Source organism: uncultured Anaerococcus sp., assembly GCF_963510915.1.
Taxonomy (GTDB): domain Bacteria; phylum Bacillota; class Clostridia; order Tissierellales; family Peptoniphilaceae; genus Anaerococcus.
On the sequence record NZ_CAUPHG010000009.1, the window covers coordinates 1 to 23,715 of the forward strand.

A 23,715-nucleotide genomic window follows, 5' to 3' on the forward strand; every position below is an offset into this window, starting at 1 on the left:
CGCTTTATCAGATGGAACTATCGCAGGTACAAAGTGCTTAACTATTCACAATGCTAAGAATGATAAATACGAAAAGTTTGATAACTTAGGCGGTGCTTTTTCAATCAAGTATACGGGCGAACAAGCTTATGCAAGCCTATCTATAGTATCAGACGGCAAAGGCAACGCTATAAAACTTCAAACCTATATAGGTGAAAGTGCTGAAAAAGCAAAAGTCGATATAGATGTTAATCTAAATCCTAGCCAATTCAGAAATATAAGAAGCCTTGCTTTATTCTTAATGGGATACAAAAATTATGCAGTAGAGCCAGTAAAAACAGTAAATAGTGAACTTTCCGTATATGACTTAGATTTTTACGATAAGGCAGAAATTAAAGACAACAAGCCAATAACAGCGGTATTAAGAGATATTAAAAAGACAACAAAGACTCAATCCTCATTAGTAGAAGTAACCATTATTAACAGGGAAGTATCTAACTATGAAGACTATTCATTCCAGCCGCTAAGTGGCGGAACTGAAGGTAGAGAGGCTAGGTCTTTTATTAATTTCCTAGATAAGTTAGGGAAATATGATATTGATTATATTGTGCCACTTACTGATGATATAGGAATAATCGCTGAATGTAGAGAACACGTTATCAAGATGAGTGAAAGATATGGCAAGGAAAGAAGACTTGTTTGTGGTGGAGCTAACAATATGTCGGTTGAACAACAAATCAACCTAAAGCAACAGTTAGAACACGAAAGAGTCCAATTTACAGGTCAAGGATTTTATGATTATGACAACATTCTATATCCAGCCTATATCCATGCAGCCATGTATGCAGGTAGATTTGCTTTTCTAGGAGTAGAGAGTGCAACAGCAGATGTCTTTAAGTACCTAAAGCCAGAGAAGACTTATTCAGAGGAAGAGAAAAACAAGCTAATTGATAATGGAATCCTCTTTGATGACATGGTAGCAGGTAGGGATAACCAATTTACCTTCTACCCAAAACTCGTATGGGATTATACAACATTCGCCCAATACAACGATCCACTAAAGACTGAAAGGTCTACAGGGGCTATAGCAGATCAACTATCAAAAGAAATTAGAAAGTCTTTAGATAGGCTTTTAACAGGAAAATTAACACCTTATTCTGCTTTAGAATCAGCAAGAAATAGAGCTATATCAGTACTTCAACAATATAAGAAAGACGGAATCATTGTAGCTTATAGGAACGTGAATATAGAAAAGAAAAACGATCGAGTTTATTTAAGCTTTGATGTAGCACCAACAGAAGTAACTAACTTTACCTTTATTGATGTTACGTTTTATGGCGAAGAATTAAGAATAAATGAAGTCGAAATATAGAAAGGTGGTTTAAATGGCAAGTGCAGAAAAACAAACTGTCGTAACGGGTGCAACGGTCGTACTTAAAATTAACGGCCAACAAGTAGGAAGAGCACAATCGCTAGACCCTAGAATATCTTACGGTACTGAAGGTGTGTATGAAATCGGATCAATCATGCCACAGGAACACGTACAAAATAGATATGAGGGGTCTTTTACTTTGGAAAGATATATGCTTAGAAATGAAAATCTAGCAAGTGTAGGTTATATCGGACTAGGCGAAGACATTCTAAAAAAAGATATTATTGATATTGAAGTAATCAATAAGTGGGATAACAAAACTTTGAGAGTGTATAGAGGCTGTACTTTTAGCGACTACACTTCTACAGTTAGGGCTAACGCCATAGCAGGAGAAAACGCCTCAGTACAATTCTTATCATGTGACCAAGGAGAATAAAGAAGATGAAGGGTATCAACGAATTTATAAGCCTAGGGGCTAGGCAAAAAGAAATTGAAATAGAAGCAAGAATCCAAGGCCAAGAAGTAAAGGGGAATTTCTTAGTGAAATTCCCTTCTATTATGGATAGAATCGAGGCGGAAGCCAAGGCATCAACCATACTAAAGCAGGCAGATGTAAACACTATGCTTACGGAAACCTATCTACTAACACAAGCTATTTGTTACCTAGATAAGGTAATTATTAAAAAGCCAGATTGGTACAACCTTGATTATATAGACGACCCTAAAGTCATTTTTAATTTATACGGAAAAGTGAAAGATTTTGAAAATTCCTTTCGTCCAAAAAATGAATCAGATAAACACGAAGGAGATAGCGTCAAATCCGTGGACGAGGAGTCTTTGGAAAGCAAGTAAAATTTTAGGCTGCCCAATATTTGATAGAAGGCTAGCAGAATACAATGAGTTTGACCTAGAACTTATGGAAACCTTAAATTACTTTGATAATCCAGAAAATCTAGTTAAGTACAAGCGCAGTTATGCTGACCCAGACTTTGAAGAATATTGGAATGAAGAAACACCAGAACCGTTAGAAACGGAGAAAAAGGTTGATATATCAAATGATGATGAATGGGAGGAGGTGGAAATAGATGAGTGATATTAGAATTAATGTAGGTGCTAATACAGAAGATGCTAAAAAGAGTTTTGCCAACTTAGGCAAGCACATAGATGATGTCCAGAAAAAAGCCAACAATTTTAGCGTAAATTCTACCGACTCAAAATTAAATGTAGGACCAGAATTTGCCAGCAAAGATACAAATAACGACTTAATTGATGCAATTAAACAGCTAACTAAAAACTTATCTAATATAAAACCACCCAATGAACCAGCCAAACCAGACCAAGAAAGGCTATTTGGAAACCTAACTAAAGCTGGAACTTTAATCGGAGCAGCTAGAAGTGGTTATAGCTTTGTAAAAAGCGGTGCTTCTAGTGCAGCAATGTATGAAAAACAAGCCCTAGACACTTACAATAGACTAGGTATTTATGGTAGTGACTTTAATAAGGCTAGGAAAGGCGCAACCAACCTAGGTAAAGAATACGGCTTTGATACAAGCCAAGTTATGGGGCTACAAGATACACTCTTACAAGGTGGCCTTATAGGCAAGTATGACTTACAAGAGTCTACAAAGTCTATGATGGAAGCTAACCTAGCATTTGGAATCAATGCTAATAGCCTAGGATCAGAGTATGCCAACCTAAGAAAACGTGGTTTATATGGTGTAGATGCTGAAAGGTACACAAACACCATAGGCACTAATATAGCGGCAACAGGTATGAAAGGCCGAGAAGATGAAGTTGCTAGAAGTCTTGCTGATATTACAGACATTATCACTAATGGTAAGCTTGAAGTTAATTCGTCTGACTTTGAAATGGCGGCAAGCCTACAAGCCCAATTAGCTAAACAAAATCCATCTCTTAAAGGTGATAAGGGAGCCGAGCTAATCGGCAAAATACAAAACGGATTTAATTCTAAAGACAATGTAACATTGAGAATGTTTGGACTAGGTGATGAGCTTGGATATGGACCAGAGGGCTTATATGAAGCAAGAAAGAGAGCGGACCAAGGCTTTTCTAATCCGGAGGGAATAAAATCATTAGCACGTCACTTAAACCAAGTTTCAATGGGAAATCCTTTAGTAAAATCTTTATGGCTTCAAGACCGCATGGGTGTAAACACGGACGAAGCAGACGAAATAGTAAAGCTTTTAGAGTCCGGAACTGCCGAATCCTACAAAAAAATCAAAGAGAAATACGGCGAAGGTGGAGAAAAGCAAGCCAATATAGATGCGGCTAGAGGTTCTAAATCTTTTGCCAATACCCAATATGAACTAAACAAAGAAGCGGCAAGCCTTGATATAGGTAACAAGCTAAATGAAACAACAGGAATCCTAAAGGACATATATAATGCAATGCCAAGTGGGGTACAAGATGTAACCTCGTTAGCAGGAGCAACTGTAGCAGGTGCAGTAGGTGGTTCTGTTATAGGAAGCATACCGAAGTTATTATTTGGTGGTAGCGAAGGCGGAAACCTATTTAAAGGTCTAGGTGAAGGCGGCTTAGGTAAAGTAGGTAGCTTTATAGGTAAGAACGCAGGTAAAATTGGCAAGGTTGCAGGCGGTATAGGGCTTGGAATAACAGCACTAGGCTATGGAAGTGAAGCTTACGGACACTTTAAAGAAGGTGACAAAAAAGAAGGCTTTGGATCCATAGGTGCAGGGCTAGGAACAATCGGCGGTGGTCTTGGCGGTGCAAAACTTGGAGCTTTAGCAGGCACAGCGATACTACCAGGAGTAGGAACAGCAATAGGCGGTGCACTAGGTGGAATTGCAGGAGCCTTCTTAGGTGATAAGGCTGGACGTGGAGTAGGAAGAAGCTTGGTAGGGAATAAGGCTTATGCAAGCGAAGCCCACACCGACAAAAAGAATAAAGACCTAGTAGGAAGACAAGAAACAGTCGTAAAGAGGGAAGAACAACTCTTAGATAGACTAGAAGCAGGTGACCCATTTAATATCAATGTTGATACTGATAAAAAGGTAGGACCAAAGGCAAAAAGCAACTACAAATCAAATACAGGTTCTAACTACAGTCAACTTAGAGATGAATATGCACAAAAAAGAATGAATGGTCTTATCGGTGGACCAGTTACTGAATCTTTATCAGGAAATAACAATACCGAAAAAATATGGAAATATTTTAAAAGTCAAGGCTTTTCTGATGCGGGCGTATCAGGTATTATGGCGAACCTTTACCACGAATCTGGCCTAGAATCATCTAGACGACAATATGGCGGGGGACCAGGTAGAGGACTTGCCCAATGGGAAGGCCCTAGGTTTACAGCCTTGCAAGAATTTGCTAGAGGAAGAAGTAAATCATGGACTGACTTACCAACCCAGCTTGATTTTCTCATGCACGAAATGAAAACCAATCATAATGCAAGTTTCTTAGATTATTTTAGGAAAACCAATAGCGCAAGCGGGGCGGCGGCTAAGTTTGAAAATGAATTTGAAAGGCCGGCAGTAAATCACAACGCACAAAGAGGTTCTACAGCGGAACAATTCTTTAATGACTATAGGTATAAGTTTGCAAGTGCCGCAAAGGATAAAGGCAAGGCAAACATAAGCTCTTATGCCATAGGAAATGATAGGATAGCTGAAAACCAATTAGCTTTTCTACACAAAGATGAAGCGGTTTTAAACAAATTTGAAGCCAAGGCCTATAGGGAAAGTCAAGATATAAGCCAGGCAAGTGGCGGAACAATCAATGTAAACCTAAATGTAACAGGCGGATCAGATGAAGAATTACTTGAAAAGTGTAAAAAAATGTTGATGTTGGCAATTAATCAGCTTAATAACAAGGGACAAAATATTCAAGTCAACCAAGCTTATCAAAGAGTGCCGGGGTGATTAAATGTATATAGATGTTAATAATCCATATTGTAAAATTCAATTTGCAACCGAAAAAGGCGACTTAGAGATTTTTCAATCGACTAAAGCTAAAAAGAGTGATAACCTAGACTTTGATGTTTTAAACCTAGAAACCACGAGGGATATAGGCGCAGATGACTGCGCCACATTTTCTATATCTTTAGCCTATAGGCAAGAATGGTACGACTCTATACACTCTTGCGACCTAGTTATAATTGAGTTAGGAAGAGGCAAAGATAAGGGAACGGCCCTTTATGGTATGGTTGATAACACTTATAAGTCAATGGCCTATGTAGACCTAGAACCTAAAAGAGTAATAAACATAACGGGTAGGGGATTTAACAAGGCCTTTATGCAGTTTGATGTAGGGGCAGTCCAAGAAATAAACGGAGGCTTTAACCAGGTGGGATTTTTCAAGGGTCAAGACTTAGTCTATGGTCCACATTCGCCTTCACAGCTAATAAAAACAGCGATTGATTATTATATAGACAAGGGTATAGACTTAAAATTTGCTAATGGCAAAAGCTTTAAAGACTATTTTAATGCTATATATCTAGATAATTCAAGGCAAAGAGAAGAATCCATAGGCAACCCATATAACTCGTTTGAATTTCAAGGTTCTTTATGGTCTTACTTAAAGGAATTAAGGAACGCCCCTTTTAATGAATTGTTTTGGGAAATTGTAGACAATAAACCTACACTAATATCAAGACCTACACCCTTTAATCCTAAAGACTGGACTAATCTACCACTAATAAAAGTAGACGAAAGAGAAATAATTGATGAACAGTTAGGCAGGTCTGACCTAGAAACCTACACCTTGTATGCAGTTAAGGGAGAAAGCCTTATAACTGACTTTGACCAATTTTTTGGTGCTCCTATATGGCATGAGCCATATTATAAAAGATATGGACTTAGAAGACTACAAGTAACTAGCAAGTACAAGTCAGGACCAAATATGGGAGCTACAGGCGAAAGTAATTTTGGTGGAAATTGGAAGGTTGCAGGCCACAATAAAAATGAATACGAAATCGAAAAAGAAAAGCTAAAAAAGTTTTTCAACGAATATGACGAAGCAAAAATAGAAAGCCAAGATAAGATTGCCAAGCTATTGACCTATGATAAAATCAGAGAACTTACAGGTTATGAAGGGGTAGATGTTGAAGAAATCAACGGAGTAGAAAGAGAAAAAGCGGCAGCAATTTTAAAAGAACAAGCAAAAGCAGAAATTGAAGCGGCTAACTCACAAGATACGTCTGGTGTATCTCAAAAAACAATCGACCTTTTCAACTGGAATATAAAAAATAACCAAATGGAAAATGGTAACTTAATTCTAAAAGGTGATACAAGATACCAGGTAGGGGCTAGACTTTACATTGAATCAAGCGATATGGAATACTACATTGAAAATGTAAATCATAGCTTTGTATATGCTGAAGGTTGGCAAACTACCCTACAACTAACTAGAGGCCTTAAATATGGTACAAGGTTTACTAAACCTTGGAATCAATGGAAAATGATAGAAATCCAAGACCTAATGGACTTATCAGGCCTTGATTATTCAAATATACCAGCTGATTATATGCAAACAGACGGAGGAAGTTTTGTACCTATACAATATTCTGATCCAACAGGCTTTAGAAGTAAGATAGGGGCAATCGCAAGAAGTCACGCAGGAGAAACATATGATATGGGCAATTTAAGAATGAATGAAGGTTATTCTGATTGCTCTAGCTTTGTTTACAAGGTAACCATGGAGGCACAGGGCAGACAATGGCGCGGAACATGGGCCCCAGCAACCTACACTATGATAGCAGACGGTGAAAGGCTTAAATTGTGGTACAAGATACCCTTAAGTCAAGTGCAACCTTGGGATATACTCTTAAGAGACGGACACACCGAATTTTTAGGTGATGACGGCAGAACTTATGGAGCACATACCTATGGAGTACCTTCAGGACCTAGCAAGTGGAAATATGACCCTTCAAGATGGACTGTAGGACTTAGGATATATGGACTTTAGGAGGTAACTATGAGACTACAAGCAGGATTAGGTGATGTAGAATATGAAAAAAGAAATGATATAGATAATTCTGGAAAACTTGTAATAGGAACTGTATCTAGAGTCTATGATAAGAATGGCACAGCTGATATACTCTTACAATCAGGTAGTTTTATGGGAGACAACCAAACTACAGATGGAGTCATAAACGCCCCAGTCCAAATAGAAGGCTATTCAGGCTATGATGAAACTACAGGAAACTTTTACGGCAACTATACCCCTTTGCAAGTCGGGCAAAGAGTTGTCTTAGGCTTTATAGGGTCTGGAAAGTATAAACCAATAATCTTAGGATCATTGCCAACATGGGATAAAAATGAAACTAACGTAAACCCTAGGAAAGATGCTTATGGGGAATCTTTACTTGCAAGAGGGGAAAAAATATCAGTAAATAAAGATCAATCTTATGAGTATAGAAACGCCAACGGAGAATTTGAAAGTGTAGAAAGCAACGGAGCTTTTACAGTCGGCAAAATCCACAAAATGAGCGACCACAGAGAAGACGGCTTTAATTTTGAAGACCTAACGCTAAAAAATAAAAACACCAATAAAACCATAAGACATGACCTAGGTACTAGCCTTATAGTACCTTTTAACTATTTAAGAGTGACTAAAAACACTATGGTAGATACTTTAAAAAGTATATACAACAGGTTTTATCATGACGCAGGACTAGGCATAACAAGGTTTAGCAAGGATAAGGAAGACTTTTTATTTACTATAGGTATAGACGAGAAAGATAACTTTGAGATAAGAACCCAGCCTAAAAGCTTTAAAAGAGTTAGAAGAGATAACGAGCCTAGGGAGTATGTAAGAAGAACCTTAAGAAAATCCGAAGAAAAAGTAATGAGGAATCATTATGCTAAAAATCCACGCCCTAACATGGAAGTGCCAGAAATAGTCGACCTTGCTTCTTTTAAGGTTGAAAAGGACGGCACTATAAGTATTTTTAGGCAGACGGAAAAAGGGCTAACAAAAATAGAACTTACTGATAAGGGCTTAAGGATTAATTCGTCAGAAGACATAGAAATCAAAACTGAACAAAAAATCAGTATAGACTCTAATAATGACATAAAAGTTAAGACTGAAGGGAATATAGGGCTAGACTCAAAGAAAGCTATAAGAATAAATGCAGATGACAATATAAGGCTTAATGCACCGACTGTATCTATAACTGATAGAGAATTATACGATAAGACCTATCTTAACCAAATAAAGGAAGTCGACACAGAGGGTATGAGATATAAAGACCCTGGAGAAACAGGAACGGAAAATAGGGATAACTATGAATGGTAATGCTTATGATGGTAACAATAAATTAAAAAGAATGGAAATGGTCTATAAAGGCCTATCATACGTCTTTGACCTAAACCCAGAAACCTATGATTTTAAGATACCTAATAGGGTAAACGTCCACTACACAAAAGGCGGTGCCATTGTAGACTTGTTTGGATCAGGACTTAAAGAACTAAATATCACAGGGACTACAGGTTTTAGAGGGAATAGCAAAGATAACCAACATGGATATAAAAAGTTTTTGGAATTAAAAAAACTAACACTTGGAGTTATGGACGATATAAGCGACGGTAGGGAAGTTAAGGATTTTTTAAACTTCTACAACCACACAGATGGTGAAGCTTATGTAACAGTACCTATAAGGCTTAACATATCAAGAAATATAAATCAGCCCTTAATCTATAAGTATGATATACAATTATATGTTTTAAGAAGGGTAGGAGACCCAGTAACAAGTTCTAGTCTTCAAGTTGTGGGAAATCCACTAGGAAGCCCTAACACAGTATCAAATACGGTATCAGATAGGACGGTAGTAGAAAAAGAAGAAAATATACCTACTAACTTTTCAGATGTAAATATCCAAGAAGCAAGTAAGGAAAATAATCAAGAAAGCAAAAAAGTAGTAATACAGGTAAGCAAAAAAAGACGTAAAAAGACGTCAAGTGCACCTACAATCCAAACGGGACGAACCATGAATACTAGGTCTTAGTAGGAGGATATATGGAACAATTAATAAAAAATCTATCACCACTTATAGGTTGCAAGATTGACTCCTTAAGATGGTGCCCATATACGGCTTATCAAGTATGCAAAGACTTAAGGCTAGCTTCTTTGGTATGCTTAGACCTTGATAATGATGTAGTACACAAGGGACCAGTCAGATATGAATTTAAGAATAGGGTAAGCGTAGGGACTTACGAAATCCACGGAAAAGTTTTGAATTTGGATAAAGACATAATGGATAGCTCTTATATAATCCAATCACAAAACTATGTAGGAATACCAGAAAACCTAAAAAATATGACTAGCCTGAATGATGCACTTTTTTATTATGCAACAAACAATATAAAAAACGATAGCTCTATTATAGACGTCTTAGACGACCTAGGATTCATAAAACAATCTTACTTATATAAATATATACTCTTTATACTTTTAGACTCTTACAGCTTAAGATACAGCCTATATAACCACTATATACTAGGTGATGATTTGGATTTTGCAGAAATAAGAGATGAAAGATTAAAAAGACTAATAGACAATATAGACTATGTAAAATTAAAACTTGAAGAAATGAACGCAGATAAAACAGTAGATTTGAACCACCACTTAAGTACACTTTTATACAACGTATGCTTAATTAGAAAAGAACTCAAAGATGAGTTTGTAGAAATCGAGGAAATATGAAAGGCTTAGTAACACATAGGGTAGAAATAGGGGACTCTTTACAAAGGATAGCTAGGCAATACGACCTTGATAATTGGCAAGAGATAGCCGAAATAAACCGACTAGAACCACCTTATATCAACTCTATCTTTGAAGATGATACTTACAAGGATAATGACAGGGTAGCCGAAGTAGGAGACTTAATCCTAATACCAACCCCACAGGCTTATACTATAGCAGATAATAAGGACAAGAAAGAAATAGAGGCAACAGCCTATGGAAAAGACCTAGACTTATACCACAGAAAAACAGTCGACCATGAAATAAAAGGGCACTTAGAAATCAACCAAGCAGACGTTGATACGGTAACAGGTCTTGAAAACCTAGGTCAGCAATTACAGTCAAGGTTATCAGTCACAAAAGGTAGCCTTTTTATGCACCCTGAATTTGGATCAGAACTATACAAATACTATGGCAAAAATTATAGTCAGGAAAATGTAAATAAAATAATGTTTGAAATCGAATCATGTATAAGGTCTGATTTTAGAGTTAAGGATATAAAAGAAATTGACGTAAAAGTGGTAGAAGGTCAGGTAATCTTTAATGCAGAAGTAATCCCTATAGAACCAGGCAAGCCCTTTAGTTTTAAATATATAATATAGGAGGTGATAAGATGGCCTTTAGAGTAAAAAACGCCACAGGCATACTAGAAAGCCTCATAAATTGGGTATCAGCAAGAACTGATAAACTAACAGATTTTAACGTAGGATCAGCAACAAGAACTCTTTTAGAGTCGGTAGCACTACAAGGTGAAGAATTTTATTATGACTTAAAGAAAGGCATTGAGCACGCTATAACTAATAGTTGTTACAATGCTTTTTCTTTTTATAGAAAACCAGCAACAAAAGCCACAGGCTATGTAACAATCTTTTATAGTGAACCTATAAGTCAAGAAATCCTCATACCAAAGGGAAGTATTTTCCACACAGGCAACAAAAGGGCAAAAAAAGAATATTACAAAACTATAGAAAATATCAAGGTAAAAGAGGGGTCTCAATCAGTTATCTTAAAAATTGAAGCAGTAGAACCAGGCAAAAGAGGAAATGCTCTAGCCGGGGAAATATGCAAAATGGAGTTGGGAAGCCCTAATATAGAGATTATAGCCAATACAAATGACATAACAAATGGCACAAACGAAGAAAGCGAAGCCAGCAGGTCTCAAAGGTTTAGAGAGTATGTGCATACTTTACAAAGAGGAACGGCTGAAGCAATCGCCTATGGAGCTAAACAAGTACCAGGGGTAAGCGGAATCTATATCGATGATACCTATATAGGTTTTGTAAGAGTTTACGTCCACGATGAAAATGGAGACTTAAGTGAAGAATTAAAAATAGACGTCTTAAAAGGGATAGATAAGTATAGGGCAGGCGGTATTGAAGTAGAGGTAAGACCAGCGGTTAAGATAAAGGTTGATATTGACAACTTAAAAATAATGTATAAAGAGGGAGTCAACAAAAAACTTTATGACTCAATGATCGAGGTAGCTATAAGAAATTATATGCAAAATATGAAAGTATCAGAAAGCCTCAAATACTCTACTTTGCTAGCCTATGTATGTAACCTATATAAAGAGGCTATAGCCTTTATAGACATAGAAAACCTAAAAGATATAAATATAGCAGCAAATGAAATTATAAGACCAGGATCCATAGCGGTAAATACAAGCACAATAAATAGCAAGGATTAAAGATGAAACTATTAAATTCAATTTATTACAAATCCTTAATTGCTCTTTATAAGCTTAATGTTGATAAAGATGGCAGGGCAAAAAGCATAATCATAGATGCTATATTCCAAGGCCTAGTATTACAAAAAGATGGTTTAAATTTAGCCCTACTTGAAATGGCAATAGATACGGCAACCGAAGATTGGCTTGATTATTGGGGTAATGTTTTTGGAGTCCTAAGAGACTTTGAAGAAAAAGATGATGATTATAGGAAAAGAATTGTCGAGGAAATCCTAGCCCCTAAGTCAACCAACCGAGCCTTAACAAATGCCGCAACAAGATATATTAAGAAAAATAATCCTGAAGCTGATATAAAAGATGGCGATATAAGGATTTTCGAGCCGTGGACTAGGCTTATAAAGTGCGACTCTAGAGGTTACATTGATGGCCCAGGCAGGCTTGTATCATACGAATATTGGAACTATGGAGTAGTTGATATATCAATATCAGATTCTTCTTTGATAAGCAAGGGGCTTATAGAATACCTTAAAAAAATAAAAGCAGGTGGCGTGCAAATAACTTTTTCTGTATCGCCAGCATGGGATATTGTAGAAGACCCAAACAAAGAAGATGACAAATACAATATACTTAAGAGAATCCATAGGTACACATACATTTATCCTATAGAACCAGGACAAGCCTTTAAGTCTATGATTGACGGTGCAAGTAGTAAGGTTAATGACTCTAGTTTTGGCAGTTTGATAGACCAAAGAGACTTACTAGATGGAAATATCAAAGTATTTTGGAGTGGACCAGTTTTGGAAAGGTCTATTATGGCAACAGGCCCTATAAGAAACCATTTAGGATCACCTATAATAAGCCTACTATCCTATGAAAATATAGGCAGGACCTATCTAAAGAAAACTAAAGACTTGACCATAGAAGAAGCTATCCAACTTGAAAAGGATAGCTTTTTTGCTGAAAGGCTTGATGAAGGTTATCTAACAGAAAACCTAGCACCTATAGAGCAAAAAACAAGCCTTATATCTAAAGATAGGGGCTTATACGTTAGTTTTTATCAAGACAAAGACGGTTTTAATTTTGACCAGGATAACATACTAGACTATGCCAGCCTAGAAGAAATAGCTAGCTTTGATACGGCAGGAAACTTAAGTCTAGATGATTTTGCCCTTATATTTAATGAGGCTAAAATTTTAGATCCTAGGACTTCTAAGTCAATCAAGATTGCTATAAAAGAGCATATGGAAGATAAAAAACAAAAACAAGAAGAAATTTTAATAAAAAACATTAAGTAGGAGGTAAGAATGGCTGTTGAATCAGTATATAAAAATGTTTATGAAAGAAAGCCTATCATCACAAATGCAGCACATTGTGCTAGAGCCTTAGCCTTTGTAGAAAGTGGACCAATTTATTTTGGTCTAGGCAAATCTAGTCCATGGTCTGAAAATGAAAATGATAGTGACTTTATACCACCAGAGCCAAACCCTAACGCTGAAAACTTAGAAGAACTAATAGGGCTTAAAAAGGCTGAGAGAGTCGCCCTGGTAAAGCCAGATGAAAATGGAGAAATAGAGTATGCGGGCATGAATTTTAAGACCATCACCAGAGAAGAAGCCTTTAAGGAAAAAGCTAGATGGGTACTCTTAGAAACGGTTATAGCCTTTGACGAATTACCACCTTTATCCTATAGGCAAATCGGGATTTTCTCACACGTTAAAGTTAAAAAAGGGGTAGGAGAGAAAAGTGCCCTATTAGCTGAAGACATAGAAGATGTTGGCATACTAGAAGTTTTAAACAATAGAAAAGTAGTTACAAGACAGGCTGACACTAAAGATAGCTACTTTATGATTATAGAGTGCTAGGAGGTAAAAATGGCAAGAATTGACCAATCAAAAGCACCTTATTACTCTAGGATAATAGATGAGGATTATAATGGTCTACTATATAGACCAGGAATGATGCTTCAAGCGGCAGAGTTAAACGAGGTCCAGCTTATACAAAAAAACCAACTAAAAAAGCTTGCTGATACTCTCTTAAAAGACGGTGATATAAAAAGCGGTGCACAAATCATCATAAGAGATAATAAAAAAAGTGTCCTAGTTACCAGTGGTGAAATCTATTACGAAGGCCTAATCAGAAACTTCAAAGAACAAGAAATCGAGGTGAAGGGAATAGGTACAGAAAGAATAGGGGTAAAGATTGAAGAATCAATAGTCACCGCAAATGATGATAAGAAACTATTATCACCTTCAGCAGGTTTTGAAAACTTTGGTAGACCAGGAGCTGACAGGTTTAAACAAACCTTAAAACTAGCAGTCAATGATGATGAAGCTACCACAATTTATCTTTTAAATGATGGCAACTTAGTAAACACAAGCACTAAAGAAGACACAAGCTTTATAGATAAACTTAATAACACCCTAGCCAGAAGAACTTATGATGAATCGGGCCACTATAAGGTTTATGGTATGGAGTTGTCACAGAAAAGCCAATATGATGAAGACCGCCTATACCTATCCTTAAGCCAAGGTAAGGCTTATGTTTTAGGTTATGAGATAGAAAAGACCTATGCTACAACAATCCCAGTAGAAAGGTCTACAGCGATTAGAGAGGTTATAGCAGAGCCTAAAGTGTTTGAGAAATCAAACAATATTTATCCACTAAACAACAACCCAGTAGACAAGATTAAAAAGCTTATAGCCCTAATATCAGTTACAACCGACCTAACAAGGCAAGGTGCGGTAAACGGATCAGACCCAATACCAGGACAATACAACCCAGTTGTAGATATACAAAAAATAACTGAAAAATCTTCAGGAACTGAATATAAAAAGAATACAGATTTTAGGCTTGAAGCAAACACAGTTAGGTGGATTGCAGGAGGCAAGCAACCAGAATTAGGTGCAACCTACACAATCACCTTTACCTATAATAAACAAATGGTACAAGGAACAGATTATAAGCTATCAAGTGACAACGAAGTCTCATATATAGAGTTATTAAGCGGTGGAGATAAGCCGGTAGATAATTCGCAAATGCAAATTGACTATGAATTTTTCCTAGCTTATATGGCCTCAATCACCATGGATAAAAACGGATTAGTAAGGGTGGTAAAAGGCCAAGCAAACACAGTAGACAAGGTATATGAGCCAGATATAAACGACCAAGAAGTTTTGTTAATGGGAAATATCATAGTAAGGCCAAAAAATGACGTTTTAATTATCAAAAACGCTTTAAACACCAGGACATCTATGGCGACTATAATCAGGCTAGCACAAAGATTGTCGGACATGGAGATAAACCAAGCTATAACAGACCTTGACAAAGAGGCTATGGAAGGTGAAGAACCAACCCTACTTAAGGGAATTTTCACAGATGGATTTTTAGGCTTTTCAAAATCGGACATAAACCACAAAGAGTATGACGCATCTATAGATCCTATAAACCAAGTCCTAACTATAGGCCATGACGAGACAGTAAGCAAGCTAACAGTCGATAAAGACCAAACAAGCAAGGCTAGAATTTATGAAAGAATAGCAACGGCAGAATCTACTATAATCAAGTCAGATGACCAGCCTTATGCAACAAAATTACAAAGAATTAATCCTTATACATCTTTCCCGGAAGAACCTAAGATTAATATTAGTCCTAAAGTTGATAATTGGATAGATGAAGAAAACATAATCCTAGAAAGGGACGGAGGGACAGTAGTAAGGCATGAGTCCCTGGGAACAAATGTAGACAGAAGGATTGTTTTAAGAAAGTCGGAAGAAAGAGAATCTAGCTCTAGCAAAGAAGTAAGTAGGAGTACAAAAGATGAAATAACTACCAACACCCAAACCTACTTAAGCGCTATTGAATATATGAGGCCTATTGATATAAAGGTCGAGGCGGAAAACTTTAGCCCAAATCAAGACGGAATAGTAATTCTTTTTAACGATATGAAGGTTGAAGTTAAGCCAGAAAGTCAAACATATAAGGGAAAAGATAAGTATTCTCTAAAAGCTGATAGTAAGGGACTTGTAAAGGCAAGCTTTACTATACCAAAAAACACTAGGTGTGGATCAGTAAACATAGAAATCTATGCTGAAGACTTGCCAAATCTTAGAGGTATGGACACATTCACCGCTAATGGCAGATTGAGAAAGAGTGTAACAACAAACACCCACACCAAGGTAACTACAGTATATACTCAAACACACATAGTTAGGTATGTAGACCCAGTAGCACAAAGTTTTAGCCTAGAAAAAGACCATATGCTTGATAGCGTTGGGATTTTCTTTGGAGCAATAGAAAAAACAAAAAATGTTATAGTCCAAGTTAGAGAGTGTACAAATGGTTATCCAAATAATGTAGTTCTAGCCGAAACCATAATACCAACCGAAGATATAAATATCAGTCAAGATGGATCAGTAGAAACAAAGGTAATATTTAAAAACCCAGTTTACTGTAAGAAAGACACAACCTATGCTTTTACAGTCCTAACCACATCTAATAAGTCAGCTATTTTCGCACAAGAACTAGGAGAAAAAGACCTACTAACAAAAGAAATAGTTGCTAAAAATCCTTATGTACCAGGCTTAATGTTTTCATCTTCAAACGCCTTATCATGGACGGCCCACAACACCGAAAACCTAAAATTCAACTTATATGTAAATGAGTACGAGAAGACCTCATACGTTTACTTTAATAAGTTTATTAATATAGATTTTGATGGTTTTAATCTACTAGCTGACACCTCTGTACCAGTAGACACAAACCTAACATGGGAATATTCACCAGATGAAGGCAAAACATGGCTTCCATTGGCACCAGAACAAGTAAATCTACTTGATAATAGTCTTGACAGCTTAAGTGTTAGAGCAACCATAGAAACTAAGGGAAATGTAAGCCCGGCTATAGCCCTTGATTCACTCTTGATAGCAGGATTAAAGAATAAAAACAAGTCAAATTATGTATCAAGAAACGTTACTCTAGACCAAGACTATACAGATATAAAGGTGATAGCTGATGTATATTCACCAAGTGGAACAGGGGTAACATTCTACTACTCAACAGATGTAGATGGTAAAGAGTGGAAACCACTAAGTCAATCAGGCGAAGCCAAGGTAAAAGTAGTTGGAGGCTTTACCGAGTACGCCTATACAGCAACAGTAAGCAAGGCTAAAAACTTTAGGGTCAAGATAGCTATGACTACTAATAAGACAACAGTCCTACCTATGGTAAGAGGCCTTAAGTGCATAATGAAATAGGAGGTCAACATGGCAAAATACAGAGTAGACAGGGAAACAGGAGCCTTAATCTTTGCAGAAAGTGAAAACACAAAAATTGATCGACTAGAAAGTGACTTGAAGAAAGAGAAGAATCTAAGGAAACAACAGGAAAAAATCAATGCTGACTTGCTTGAAAGGGTTGAAAAACTTGAAAAGGCAGGCCAGAAATGAAGATAGATAGACAAAAAAGCTTTAATGACTTTGTAGAAACTGTAGAACAGGGGCTTGTAGAAGTTGAAAAGCTTATAAACGCCAACAACGAAAACAAGCAAAGTCTAGAATATATAAGCCAGGTTATAGTACCAAGGTTATCTCAAAGGCCAGCAGTTTTTTCTGATGTAAAATCCATGCAAGAATGTACCGCCCTCAATGAGGGCGATTATTGTATGCTTTTTACAAGACCTGAAGATAGCCCTAATATATTTATAAAAGTCTATCAGGTAAAGGATATAAACTTTAGGGAAGACAGGAAGATTGCTTTATTTGATAAAAACCTTGCAGCCTTCGAGGTCAAGCAAAGTGAATCAGATATTGAGGTTGTAGACGACCTAGTAAGCGGCGGCACTTTTAAGGCTTTGTCGGCCGAACAAGGCAAGGTGCTTTTAGAAAAGATAAATAAATTTATAGAAGAGACCAAGGCAAGCCTAGAATCTCAAAACAAGCTTACCAACGAAAAAATCACCAATTTAGAAAATGATGTAAGTCAAGAATTTTCTAGACAAAATCAGAATATAAGCAATCAATTTGATGAACAAAACAGAAACATTAAAACAGAATTTACAAATATAAATAAAAACCTATCTAATGTAGGTGGTAGACTCAAAGTCTTAGAAGAAGCGGTTTACAACGATATTACAGGCAACCCATTCTTGATTAGCTTTAAAGACGTTGAAGGAATAGTTTTAACTAACGGTATTTTCAATGAAAATAAAGCTATGCTGGAGTGCTAGGCTATGACATATGCTGACAACTTTAAAAATATTTCTTGCCTAGTAGGTCACCTTTTTAAAGAACTTTACCCACCTTGCGAGGATTGCAGCGACGAAAGAGATTGCCTAGTTTTAACAGGTCTAGGCCATGACGGAAAAGATATAAGACTTGTTATAAAAGACGAGGGAATTTTTGAAGTCTACGGATCAGAAAAGACTTTAGAAGAGGTAGATAAGATAAGGACTTGTAGGTGCTTTAATGGCAGGAAATAACAATGAGTTTTTGCTCTTGGTAAAGGCTAAAAACCTTGCCAAGTACACAATCAATATTACAGACAACCCTAAAAAATTTCCGAAAAAGTATAGGTTTACTTTCGTTAATCGCATGCAAGATATGGTTCTAGATATTTACGAGTTAATCAATACGGCAAATGAATTAAACACCAATGACAAGCAAACCCTAACAGAGAGGTTAAGGTTGCAAAATCAAGCTATAACAAAGTGCAAAACTATGCTGTTTTTAATCGACCTATGCCTAGAAAATGAATCTATAGGGATTGATTGTAGGCAGGCAGAAGTGTGGTCTAGGCACGTGGCAAATGTCAAGAATATGGCCATAAATTGGCACACAAGAGACAGAAAGAAAATGAAATAAAATCATTGGGAATAACTTGTAACCTCCAACTCGAACAGGGTCCGTTACGTCAACTCGGACGGTACTCTGGACTGGAACAACGCTTACAATGGCAACAACGGCCTCCGTCCGCTTTGATAGAACAGCTAGACTTAGTAGATATTTATCGAAAACAATGCCCTATCACAATCAAAGGAAGTTATTTCCCTTCTTTTTAAAGAAAAATACAGGAATATTGATACCCTTATCTATAGCAAAGATAAGGGTTAGACACAATATGATTAATATGGAATATGAAAAAATCACAGAATTTGAAAACCTATTGAAAGCCTTTAACAAGGCAAAATTAGGGAACAGAAATAAAGAAAGTGTAGCAAAATTTGAAAATAATTTAATGGAATCAATCCTATATTTACAACATTTATTAAAGACTGGTAAATACAAAATGTCAGGATATTATGAATTTTATGTATATGAACCTAAACAAAGGCTGGTAAAATCATGTCACTTTAAAGACAAGGTAGTGCAGCAAGCCTTATGTGAAGAAATAGTAAAACCTAAAATAAGCAAAATCCTTATAAAAGATAACTACGCATCACAACCAGGCAAAGGGACTCATTTTGGTCTTGATAGGTTATCAGGCTTTATGAGGTCTTATTACTTTTCTAGGAAAAACAAGCTGATTCTTAAATTTAAAGAAGGCGGCAAATACCCTAGCAAGGAAGCCCTTAAGTGGTGTACTGAAGGATATGTGCTTAAGTGTGATATAAGAAAGTTTTTCTACAATATAAGGCATGATGTTATTAAAAGTATGATTGCTAGAAACTTTGAAGATGAGAGGGTAAGGAAATTAATCTACCACATAATAGATTCGTGCCCTGACCCTGGAATACCCATAGGCAATCAGCTATCACAATGGCTAGCTGTTTTATATCTAAATGATATGGATCATATGATAAAAAGTAAATTAGGAATTAAATATTATGGCCGATATATGGACGATTTTTATTTAATTCACCAAGACAAGTCTTATCTAAAATACTGTCTTAAAGTTATTAAAAATTATCTAAAAGGAGTTGGACTGGAACTTAATCAGAAAACGCAAATATTTCCCTTGAGGCATGGGATAGATTTTCTAGGCTTTCATACCTATTTGACTGATAGCGGAAAAGTTATCAGAAAGCTTAGAAGAAATAGCAAAAACAAGATGAAAAAGAAAATTAGAAAATATAAGAAAATGCTAGACAAGGGACTTATTACGGAAAAAGAAATCAAATTATCTTTAAAGGCCTGGAAGGCTCACGCCTCCCACGGCAATTGCTACAACTTAATAAAAAATATGGAAGAGTATTACAAGGAAGTTTTTAAGAAAGGAGAAAATAAATGTTTAAAAGACTAGGAGAATTACCTGTTGGTGCTCTAGTAAAAGACCCAGAAACAACCTATTATGGCAAACCCATAGTGTGGAAAATTGCTGACAAAAACCATAGTGGTTATCCTGCAAATTCAGTCACCCTAATAACTGACAAACTTATAGGCGCAAAAACATTCGACGGAAAAGAACTGAAAAACAGCGATAGCAGTCGCCGAGATTACGGCAATAACTATTATAAATATTCTAATATTTTACAATGGCTTAATAGTGATGCTAAAGACTGGTATAAGCCTATGCACAATGCTGATGCACCACCTTCTAGTGGAAATATTGGTAGTGGATCACCTTATGATAAAGAAGCTGGATTTTTAACAAACTTTTCAGCTGGATTCAAAAGAGAGGCAATGCCAACAAGCCTTAAAACAGTAAGGCACAGCCTAGATGGGGGCGGAAGTGAAAGTGTAGAAAGTAAATTTTTCTTAGCTTCTACAACCGAAGTAGGCCTAGCTAACGAAAATGGCATAGCCGAAGGAAGCAAACTAGCAGTTTTTACAGATGATAGTAGTAGAAAAGCTATACTAACAGATGAAGCTGTTAAAAACTCTAGCTATCCTGATTCTGGATTCAAGGGTGGTAATTACTGGCGTTGGTGGCTTAGAACCCCTTATGCCTCCTACTCGGGCGGGGTCCGTTGCGTCAGCTCGGGCGGTGCTCTGGACTGGGGCGGCGCTTGCTATGGCGTCGGCCTCCGTCCGCTTTGTAATCTGAAATCTGGAATCTTGGTATCCGAAAACAAAGACTCTGACGGCGCATACGTCATAACTTGGAACAGAGTGCCAATCATAGAATCTACAAACAAAGATAATATGGGGCAACAAGACAAGGAATTTAGCTTTGATTATAAAGTGATCGAGGAAGACGAAGGACAAACACTAAGAGTTGAAGAATATATCAATGATATAAAATCAAAAGACTTTAGTGCTACATCAGGTTCTACTTATACTTATAAGCTAGAAAGACCAGCCTATCAAAAATTACCAAACGGCAACCACAAAGTAAAAATTGTTGCAATAGATAGTGAAGGGGGTGTTACAGAAAAAGTATTTAATTTTAGCAAGAACGAAACAAAGATACTCTTTGAACTTGAAAAACCACTAGAAGCTGATGGCATGGTGACAAAAGCACTAATAACCATGGTGGGATCTATACCTGAAAAGGCAATCCTTAAGGTAGAGGCCTGCAACAATGGTCATGATAAAAACCCAACCTGGGAAGATGTCACCACAAAAGTTATTAAAGAAAGAAAAATATTCTTTGCCAACAAGAAAAAAACAGCTGCTAAGTGGGGAGTCAACGTAAGAGTAAGTGTAGACAGAAACGGAGAGAAAGGACAATGTCAAATTTTATCAATAGGGGGAAACTTCGAATAATGGCTATATTTCACAAGGTAGATTCTATATTAGGGATCAACAAGAAAAAAGAAGCTGAAAAAATGCGTTTTATGGCTATGGGAAAGCAAATCTCAAAACTAACAGTAGAAGTAGCCGAAAAAGATAAGGTCATAGAAACACTAGGTAAGCAGTTTACAATGAACATGATTAGAACAGCAAAAATGGAAAAAGAAATAGCCGAACTTAAAGGAGGTAAATAATGGATTTTTTACAAATGGCATGGGAATATGAATGGATCACACTAGATGAACTTAAATTTTTAGTAATTACTAAAAAGCAACCATGGGGACAAATCACACCTGAAGAATTTAAGATAATTACTGGTCAAGAATATACCGAATAAGGGAGACTAGCCCATGGCAAAGATTAAAAAGCTTGAAAAACAAAGCCCCTTATTAAGCATAATAGATACGATCAACACCCTTGTAGATAGGGTAAATGATCTAGAACCTGTAATTGATAGCTTAAGAGCTTTAGAAGACCCACTTAATGAGTCGCTAAGTCCCGATAAGGTCCATCAAAAAACAATAGAAATTAAGACAAGCGGCCTATACGAAATATCCATAGAAAGGGGATTTTTGCAAGTCTATACCTCTTATCTAGATGGAGACAGAAAGTTAAGATACCAACTAAATAAAGAACATAAAAGTCAGGAAATAGCCCTCTGTAACGGAGATAGGCTATTCTTTTTAGTTGAAGGAATGGAGCTTGAAAACAAAATCAACATAAGACTAAAAGAGAATATGGTTGATTGCTTTAGGCGACTTGCAGATGCAGTCAACAAAGAAAATTCTATTAATCAATAGGATATACAAAGGGGGTGATTGCAATTAATCTTAAAATTTGCAGGAAGTAGCAGTAAGAAAGGAGTAAATAAATTGTGAGTTTTGATGAAAAAATTATAGGGATTGTTGCTGACCAAGGGGTGGCCATTGCTGTATCGGTTCTGCTTATAGTCTTGATTTTTACTTTTGGTAAGTCAGCTTTGAAACAGTACGAGGAGCAAAAAAAGCTTGATAGAGAGAACTTGAAAGCCGAAAAAGAAGTCGAGAGACAAGAAAGGAAAGAGGACAGGGAGGCTCAAAGAGAGCAAACCAAGAGCCTTATAGACCTCCATAGTCAGACCAATGAAGCGATAACCAAGTTTACGGAAGCTTTGAAGTATAGCGATTCTTTGCTGGATAAGCATAACTCATGTGCTGACAAGAATTTTGGAGAGCTTAAAGATGGAGTGCAAGATATTATCGGTAGGCTTGACATAGTGCAAGATACGACTAAGGAGCTTGCGACTAAGGCTATGCTGGAGGAGGTAAAACAGGAGATTTTAAAGATTAAGAGGGGCTAGGTTTAGCCCCTCTTTATATGCATAAGGTTTTGTATTATATGCACAAGTATATGCACAAGACCTTATATAAGTGTTGAAATTACAAGTATTTGATATGCACAAGCATATGCACAAGGAGGTATATATGGGAAATATTGAAAAGATGATGAAGTATGCGGAGAGTCGCTGGCATAAGCCAAGGTATGTTATGGGTGGTGGTAGGATTGGAAAAGAGGCATCCTACGATTCTGATACCGAGGATTGCTCTAGCTTTACCTTTAAGTGTGGCAAGGTCGGAGGATTTATTCCTGAGTCTATGTATAATGGCAGCACTGAAGACCTTTTTAAGCTAGCCCGTCAAGGAAAATATCTAAAAGAGATACCTTATAGCGAGGTAAGACGTGGAGATATTTTTGTTAAGGGTCGTGAAGGTGGGTCTGGTGGCGCTTATGGCCATACTGGACTCTTTACCCGTAAAGGGGAGATAATCCATTGTAATTATGGCAATGGCACGGTTACCACTAATAATGAGAACGAAGGATATTGGTACTATTTAGATAGTAAAAAAGTACCTGTAAGGTTTTTTAGATGGGTCGGAGCAGTCGAGGATAAACCAAAGACAAAGAAATCTATATCCGACATTGCCAAGGAAGTGATTGCTGGTAAGTGGGGTGTTGGTGCTGATAGGCAGGCTAGACTCCAAAGGGCAGGATATTCTTATAAAGACGTACAAGATGAAGTAAATAGGCAGCTAAGAGAAAAACCTGTTTACTACACCGTAAAAGCTGGAGATACCTTATCAGCAATAGCAAAAAATTATAAAGTCGACCTAAAAGACTTGATAGGAAGAAATCCACAAATCAAGAATCCTAATGTAATCAATATAGGGCAGAAAATCAGAATTAAATAAAACGAAAAGCAAACGTAAAATATTTTGCGTTTGAAAATAATAACGGCTTTAAAGCCG

At 36.7% G+C, this 23,715-nt stretch carries 25 protein-coding genes; all 25 read left to right on the forward strand.

Annotated features, from left to right (window positions below; translation table 11 throughout):
* Positions 1-1,351 (forward strand): hypothetical protein (locus RQ893_RS01595; protein ID WP_311481313.1); only part of this gene is annotated, 1,351 nt, incomplete at its 5' end.
* Between the two features lie 13 nt (positions 1,352-1,364).
* Positions 1,365-1,787 (forward strand): hypothetical protein, encoded by a 423-nt coding sequence (locus RQ893_RS01600; RefSeq protein ID WP_311481314.1) that lies wholly within the window; start codon positions 1,365-1,367, stop codon positions 1,785-1,787.
* Positions 1,788-1,792: 5 nt separating this feature from the next.
* Entirely contained in the window at positions 1,793-2,203 is a 411-nt protein-coding gene (locus RQ893_RS01605) for a hypothetical protein (protein WP_311481315.1), read from the forward strand.
* A 64-nt stretch (positions 2,204-2,267) separates the two neighbouring features.
* A complete protein-coding gene (locus RQ893_RS01610) occupies positions 2,268-2,444 on the forward strand; it encodes a hypothetical protein (protein WP_311481316.1) in 177 nt (58 codons plus the stop codon).
* Positions 2,437-5,253, forward strand: a complete 2,817-nt coding sequence (locus RQ893_RS01615; protein ID WP_311481317.1) for a phage tail tip lysozyme — start codon at positions 2,437-2,439, stop codon at positions 5,251-5,253. The genes RQ893_RS01610 and RQ893_RS01615 overlap by 8 nt, the downstream gene beginning before the upstream one ends.
* 4 nt (positions 5,254-5,257) lie before the next feature.
* On the forward strand, positions 5,258-7,297 hold the full coding sequence (locus tag RQ893_RS01620) for a hypothetical protein (RefSeq protein WP_311481318.1): 2,040 nt from the start codon (positions 5,258-5,260) through the stop codon (positions 7,295-7,297).
* 9 nt (positions 7,298-7,306) lie between these two features.
* The gene (locus RQ893_RS01625; RefSeq protein ID WP_311481319.1) at positions 7,307-8,629 is read left to right on the forward strand and encodes a hypothetical protein; all 1,323 of its coding nucleotides are present in this window, start codon (positions 7,307-7,309) and stop codon (positions 8,627-8,629) included.
* On the forward strand, positions 8,619-9,338 hold the full coding sequence (locus RQ893_RS01630; RefSeq protein ID WP_311481320.1) for a hypothetical protein: 720 nt from the start codon (positions 8,619-8,621) through the stop codon (positions 9,336-9,338). Before RQ893_RS01625 ends, RQ893_RS01630 begins: the two co-directional genes overlap by 11 nt.
* Positions 9,339-9,349: 11 nt before the next feature.
* Positions 9,350-10,036, forward strand: coding sequence for a hypothetical protein (locus tag RQ893_RS01635; protein WP_311481321.1), 687 nt, complete (start codon positions 9,350-9,352; stop codon positions 10,034-10,036).
* Complete coding sequence (locus RQ893_RS01640) at positions 10,033-10,677, forward strand: LysM peptidoglycan-binding domain-containing protein (protein ID WP_311481322.1); 645 nt, start codon at positions 10,033-10,035, stop codon at positions 10,675-10,677. Before RQ893_RS01635 ends, RQ893_RS01640 begins: the two co-directional genes overlap by 4 nt.
* Positions 10,678-10,688: 11 nt before the next feature.
* Positions 10,689-11,762, forward strand: coding sequence for a baseplate J/gp47 family protein (locus RQ893_RS01645; protein ID WP_311481323.1), 1,074 nt, complete (start codon positions 10,689-10,691; stop codon positions 11,760-11,762).
* Positions 11,763-11,764: 2 nt separating this feature from the next.
* Positions 11,765-13,057 (forward strand): hypothetical protein, encoded by a 1,293-nt coding sequence (locus tag RQ893_RS01650; protein ID WP_311481324.1) that lies wholly within the window; start codon positions 11,765-11,767, stop codon positions 13,055-13,057.
* A gap of 9 nt (positions 13,058-13,066) precedes the next feature.
* The gene (locus RQ893_RS01655; RefSeq protein WP_311481325.1) at positions 13,067-13,624 is read left to right on the forward strand and encodes a hypothetical protein; all 558 of its coding nucleotides are present in this window, start codon (positions 13,067-13,069) and stop codon (positions 13,622-13,624) included.
* A gap of 9 nt (positions 13,625-13,633) precedes the next feature.
* A complete protein-coding gene (locus tag RQ893_RS01660) occupies positions 13,634-17,014 on the forward strand; it encodes a DUF4815 domain-containing protein (RefSeq protein WP_311481326.1) in 3,381 nt (1,126 codons plus the stop codon).
* 9 nt (positions 17,015-17,023) lie between these two features.
* Positions 17,024-17,206 carry a hypothetical protein gene (locus tag RQ893_RS01665; RefSeq protein ID WP_308748373.1) on the forward strand — a complete coding sequence of 61 codons (183 nt, stop codon included), beginning with the start codon at positions 17,024-17,026 and terminating at the stop codon, positions 17,204-17,206.
* Positions 17,203-17,985, forward strand: coding sequence for a hypothetical protein (locus RQ893_RS01670; protein WP_311481327.1), 783 nt, complete (start codon positions 17,203-17,205; stop codon positions 17,983-17,985). Before RQ893_RS01665 ends, RQ893_RS01670 begins: the two co-directional genes overlap by 4 nt.
* 3 nt (positions 17,986-17,988) lie before the next feature.
* The gene (locus RQ893_RS01675; protein ID WP_311481328.1) at positions 17,989-18,237 is read left to right on the forward strand and encodes a hypothetical protein; all 249 of its coding nucleotides are present in this window, start codon (positions 17,989-17,991) and stop codon (positions 18,235-18,237) included.
* Positions 18,224-18,619, forward strand: coding sequence for a four helix bundle protein (locus tag RQ893_RS01680; RefSeq protein ID WP_311481329.1), 396 nt, complete (start codon positions 18,224-18,226; stop codon positions 18,617-18,619). The genes RQ893_RS01675 and RQ893_RS01680 overlap by 14 nt, the downstream gene beginning before the upstream one ends.
* Before the next feature lie 265 nt (positions 18,620-18,884).
* Positions 18,885-19,997 (forward strand): RNA-directed DNA polymerase, encoded by a 1,113-nt coding sequence (locus RQ893_RS01685; protein WP_311481330.1) that lies wholly within the window; start codon positions 18,885-18,887, stop codon positions 19,995-19,997.
* Positions 19,982-21,403, forward strand: coding sequence for a DUF6273 domain-containing protein (locus RQ893_RS01690; RefSeq protein WP_311481331.1), 1,422 nt, complete (start codon positions 19,982-19,984; stop codon positions 21,401-21,403). Before RQ893_RS01685 ends, RQ893_RS01690 begins: the two co-directional genes overlap by 16 nt.
* Positions 21,403-21,624 (forward strand): hypothetical protein, encoded by a 222-nt coding sequence (locus tag RQ893_RS01695; RefSeq protein ID WP_308653123.1) that lies wholly within the window; start codon positions 21,403-21,405, stop codon positions 21,622-21,624. Before RQ893_RS01690 ends, RQ893_RS01695 begins: the two co-directional genes overlap by 1 nt.
* The gene (locus RQ893_RS01700; protein ID WP_308653124.1) at positions 21,624-21,767 is read left to right on the forward strand and encodes a hypothetical protein; all 144 of its coding nucleotides are present in this window, start codon (positions 21,624-21,626) and stop codon (positions 21,765-21,767) included. Before RQ893_RS01695 ends, RQ893_RS01700 begins: the two co-directional genes overlap by 1 nt.
* A gap of 13 nt (positions 21,768-21,780) precedes the next feature.
* Positions 21,781-22,230, forward strand: coding sequence for a hypothetical protein (locus RQ893_RS01705; RefSeq protein WP_308653125.1), 450 nt, complete (start codon positions 21,781-21,783; stop codon positions 22,228-22,230).
* Between the two features lie 74 nt (positions 22,231-22,304).
* Positions 22,305-22,769, forward strand: a complete 465-nt coding sequence (locus RQ893_RS01710; RefSeq protein WP_311481332.1) for a hypothetical protein — start codon at positions 22,305-22,307, stop codon at positions 22,767-22,769.
* A 124-nt stretch (positions 22,770-22,893) separates the two neighbouring features.
* Positions 22,894-23,658 carry a peptidoglycan amidohydrolase family protein gene (locus RQ893_RS01715; RefSeq protein WP_308653127.1) on the forward strand — a complete coding sequence of 255 codons (765 nt, stop codon included), beginning with the start codon at positions 22,894-22,896 and terminating at the stop codon, positions 23,656-23,658.
* Positions 23,659-23,715: the final 57 nt, after the last annotated feature.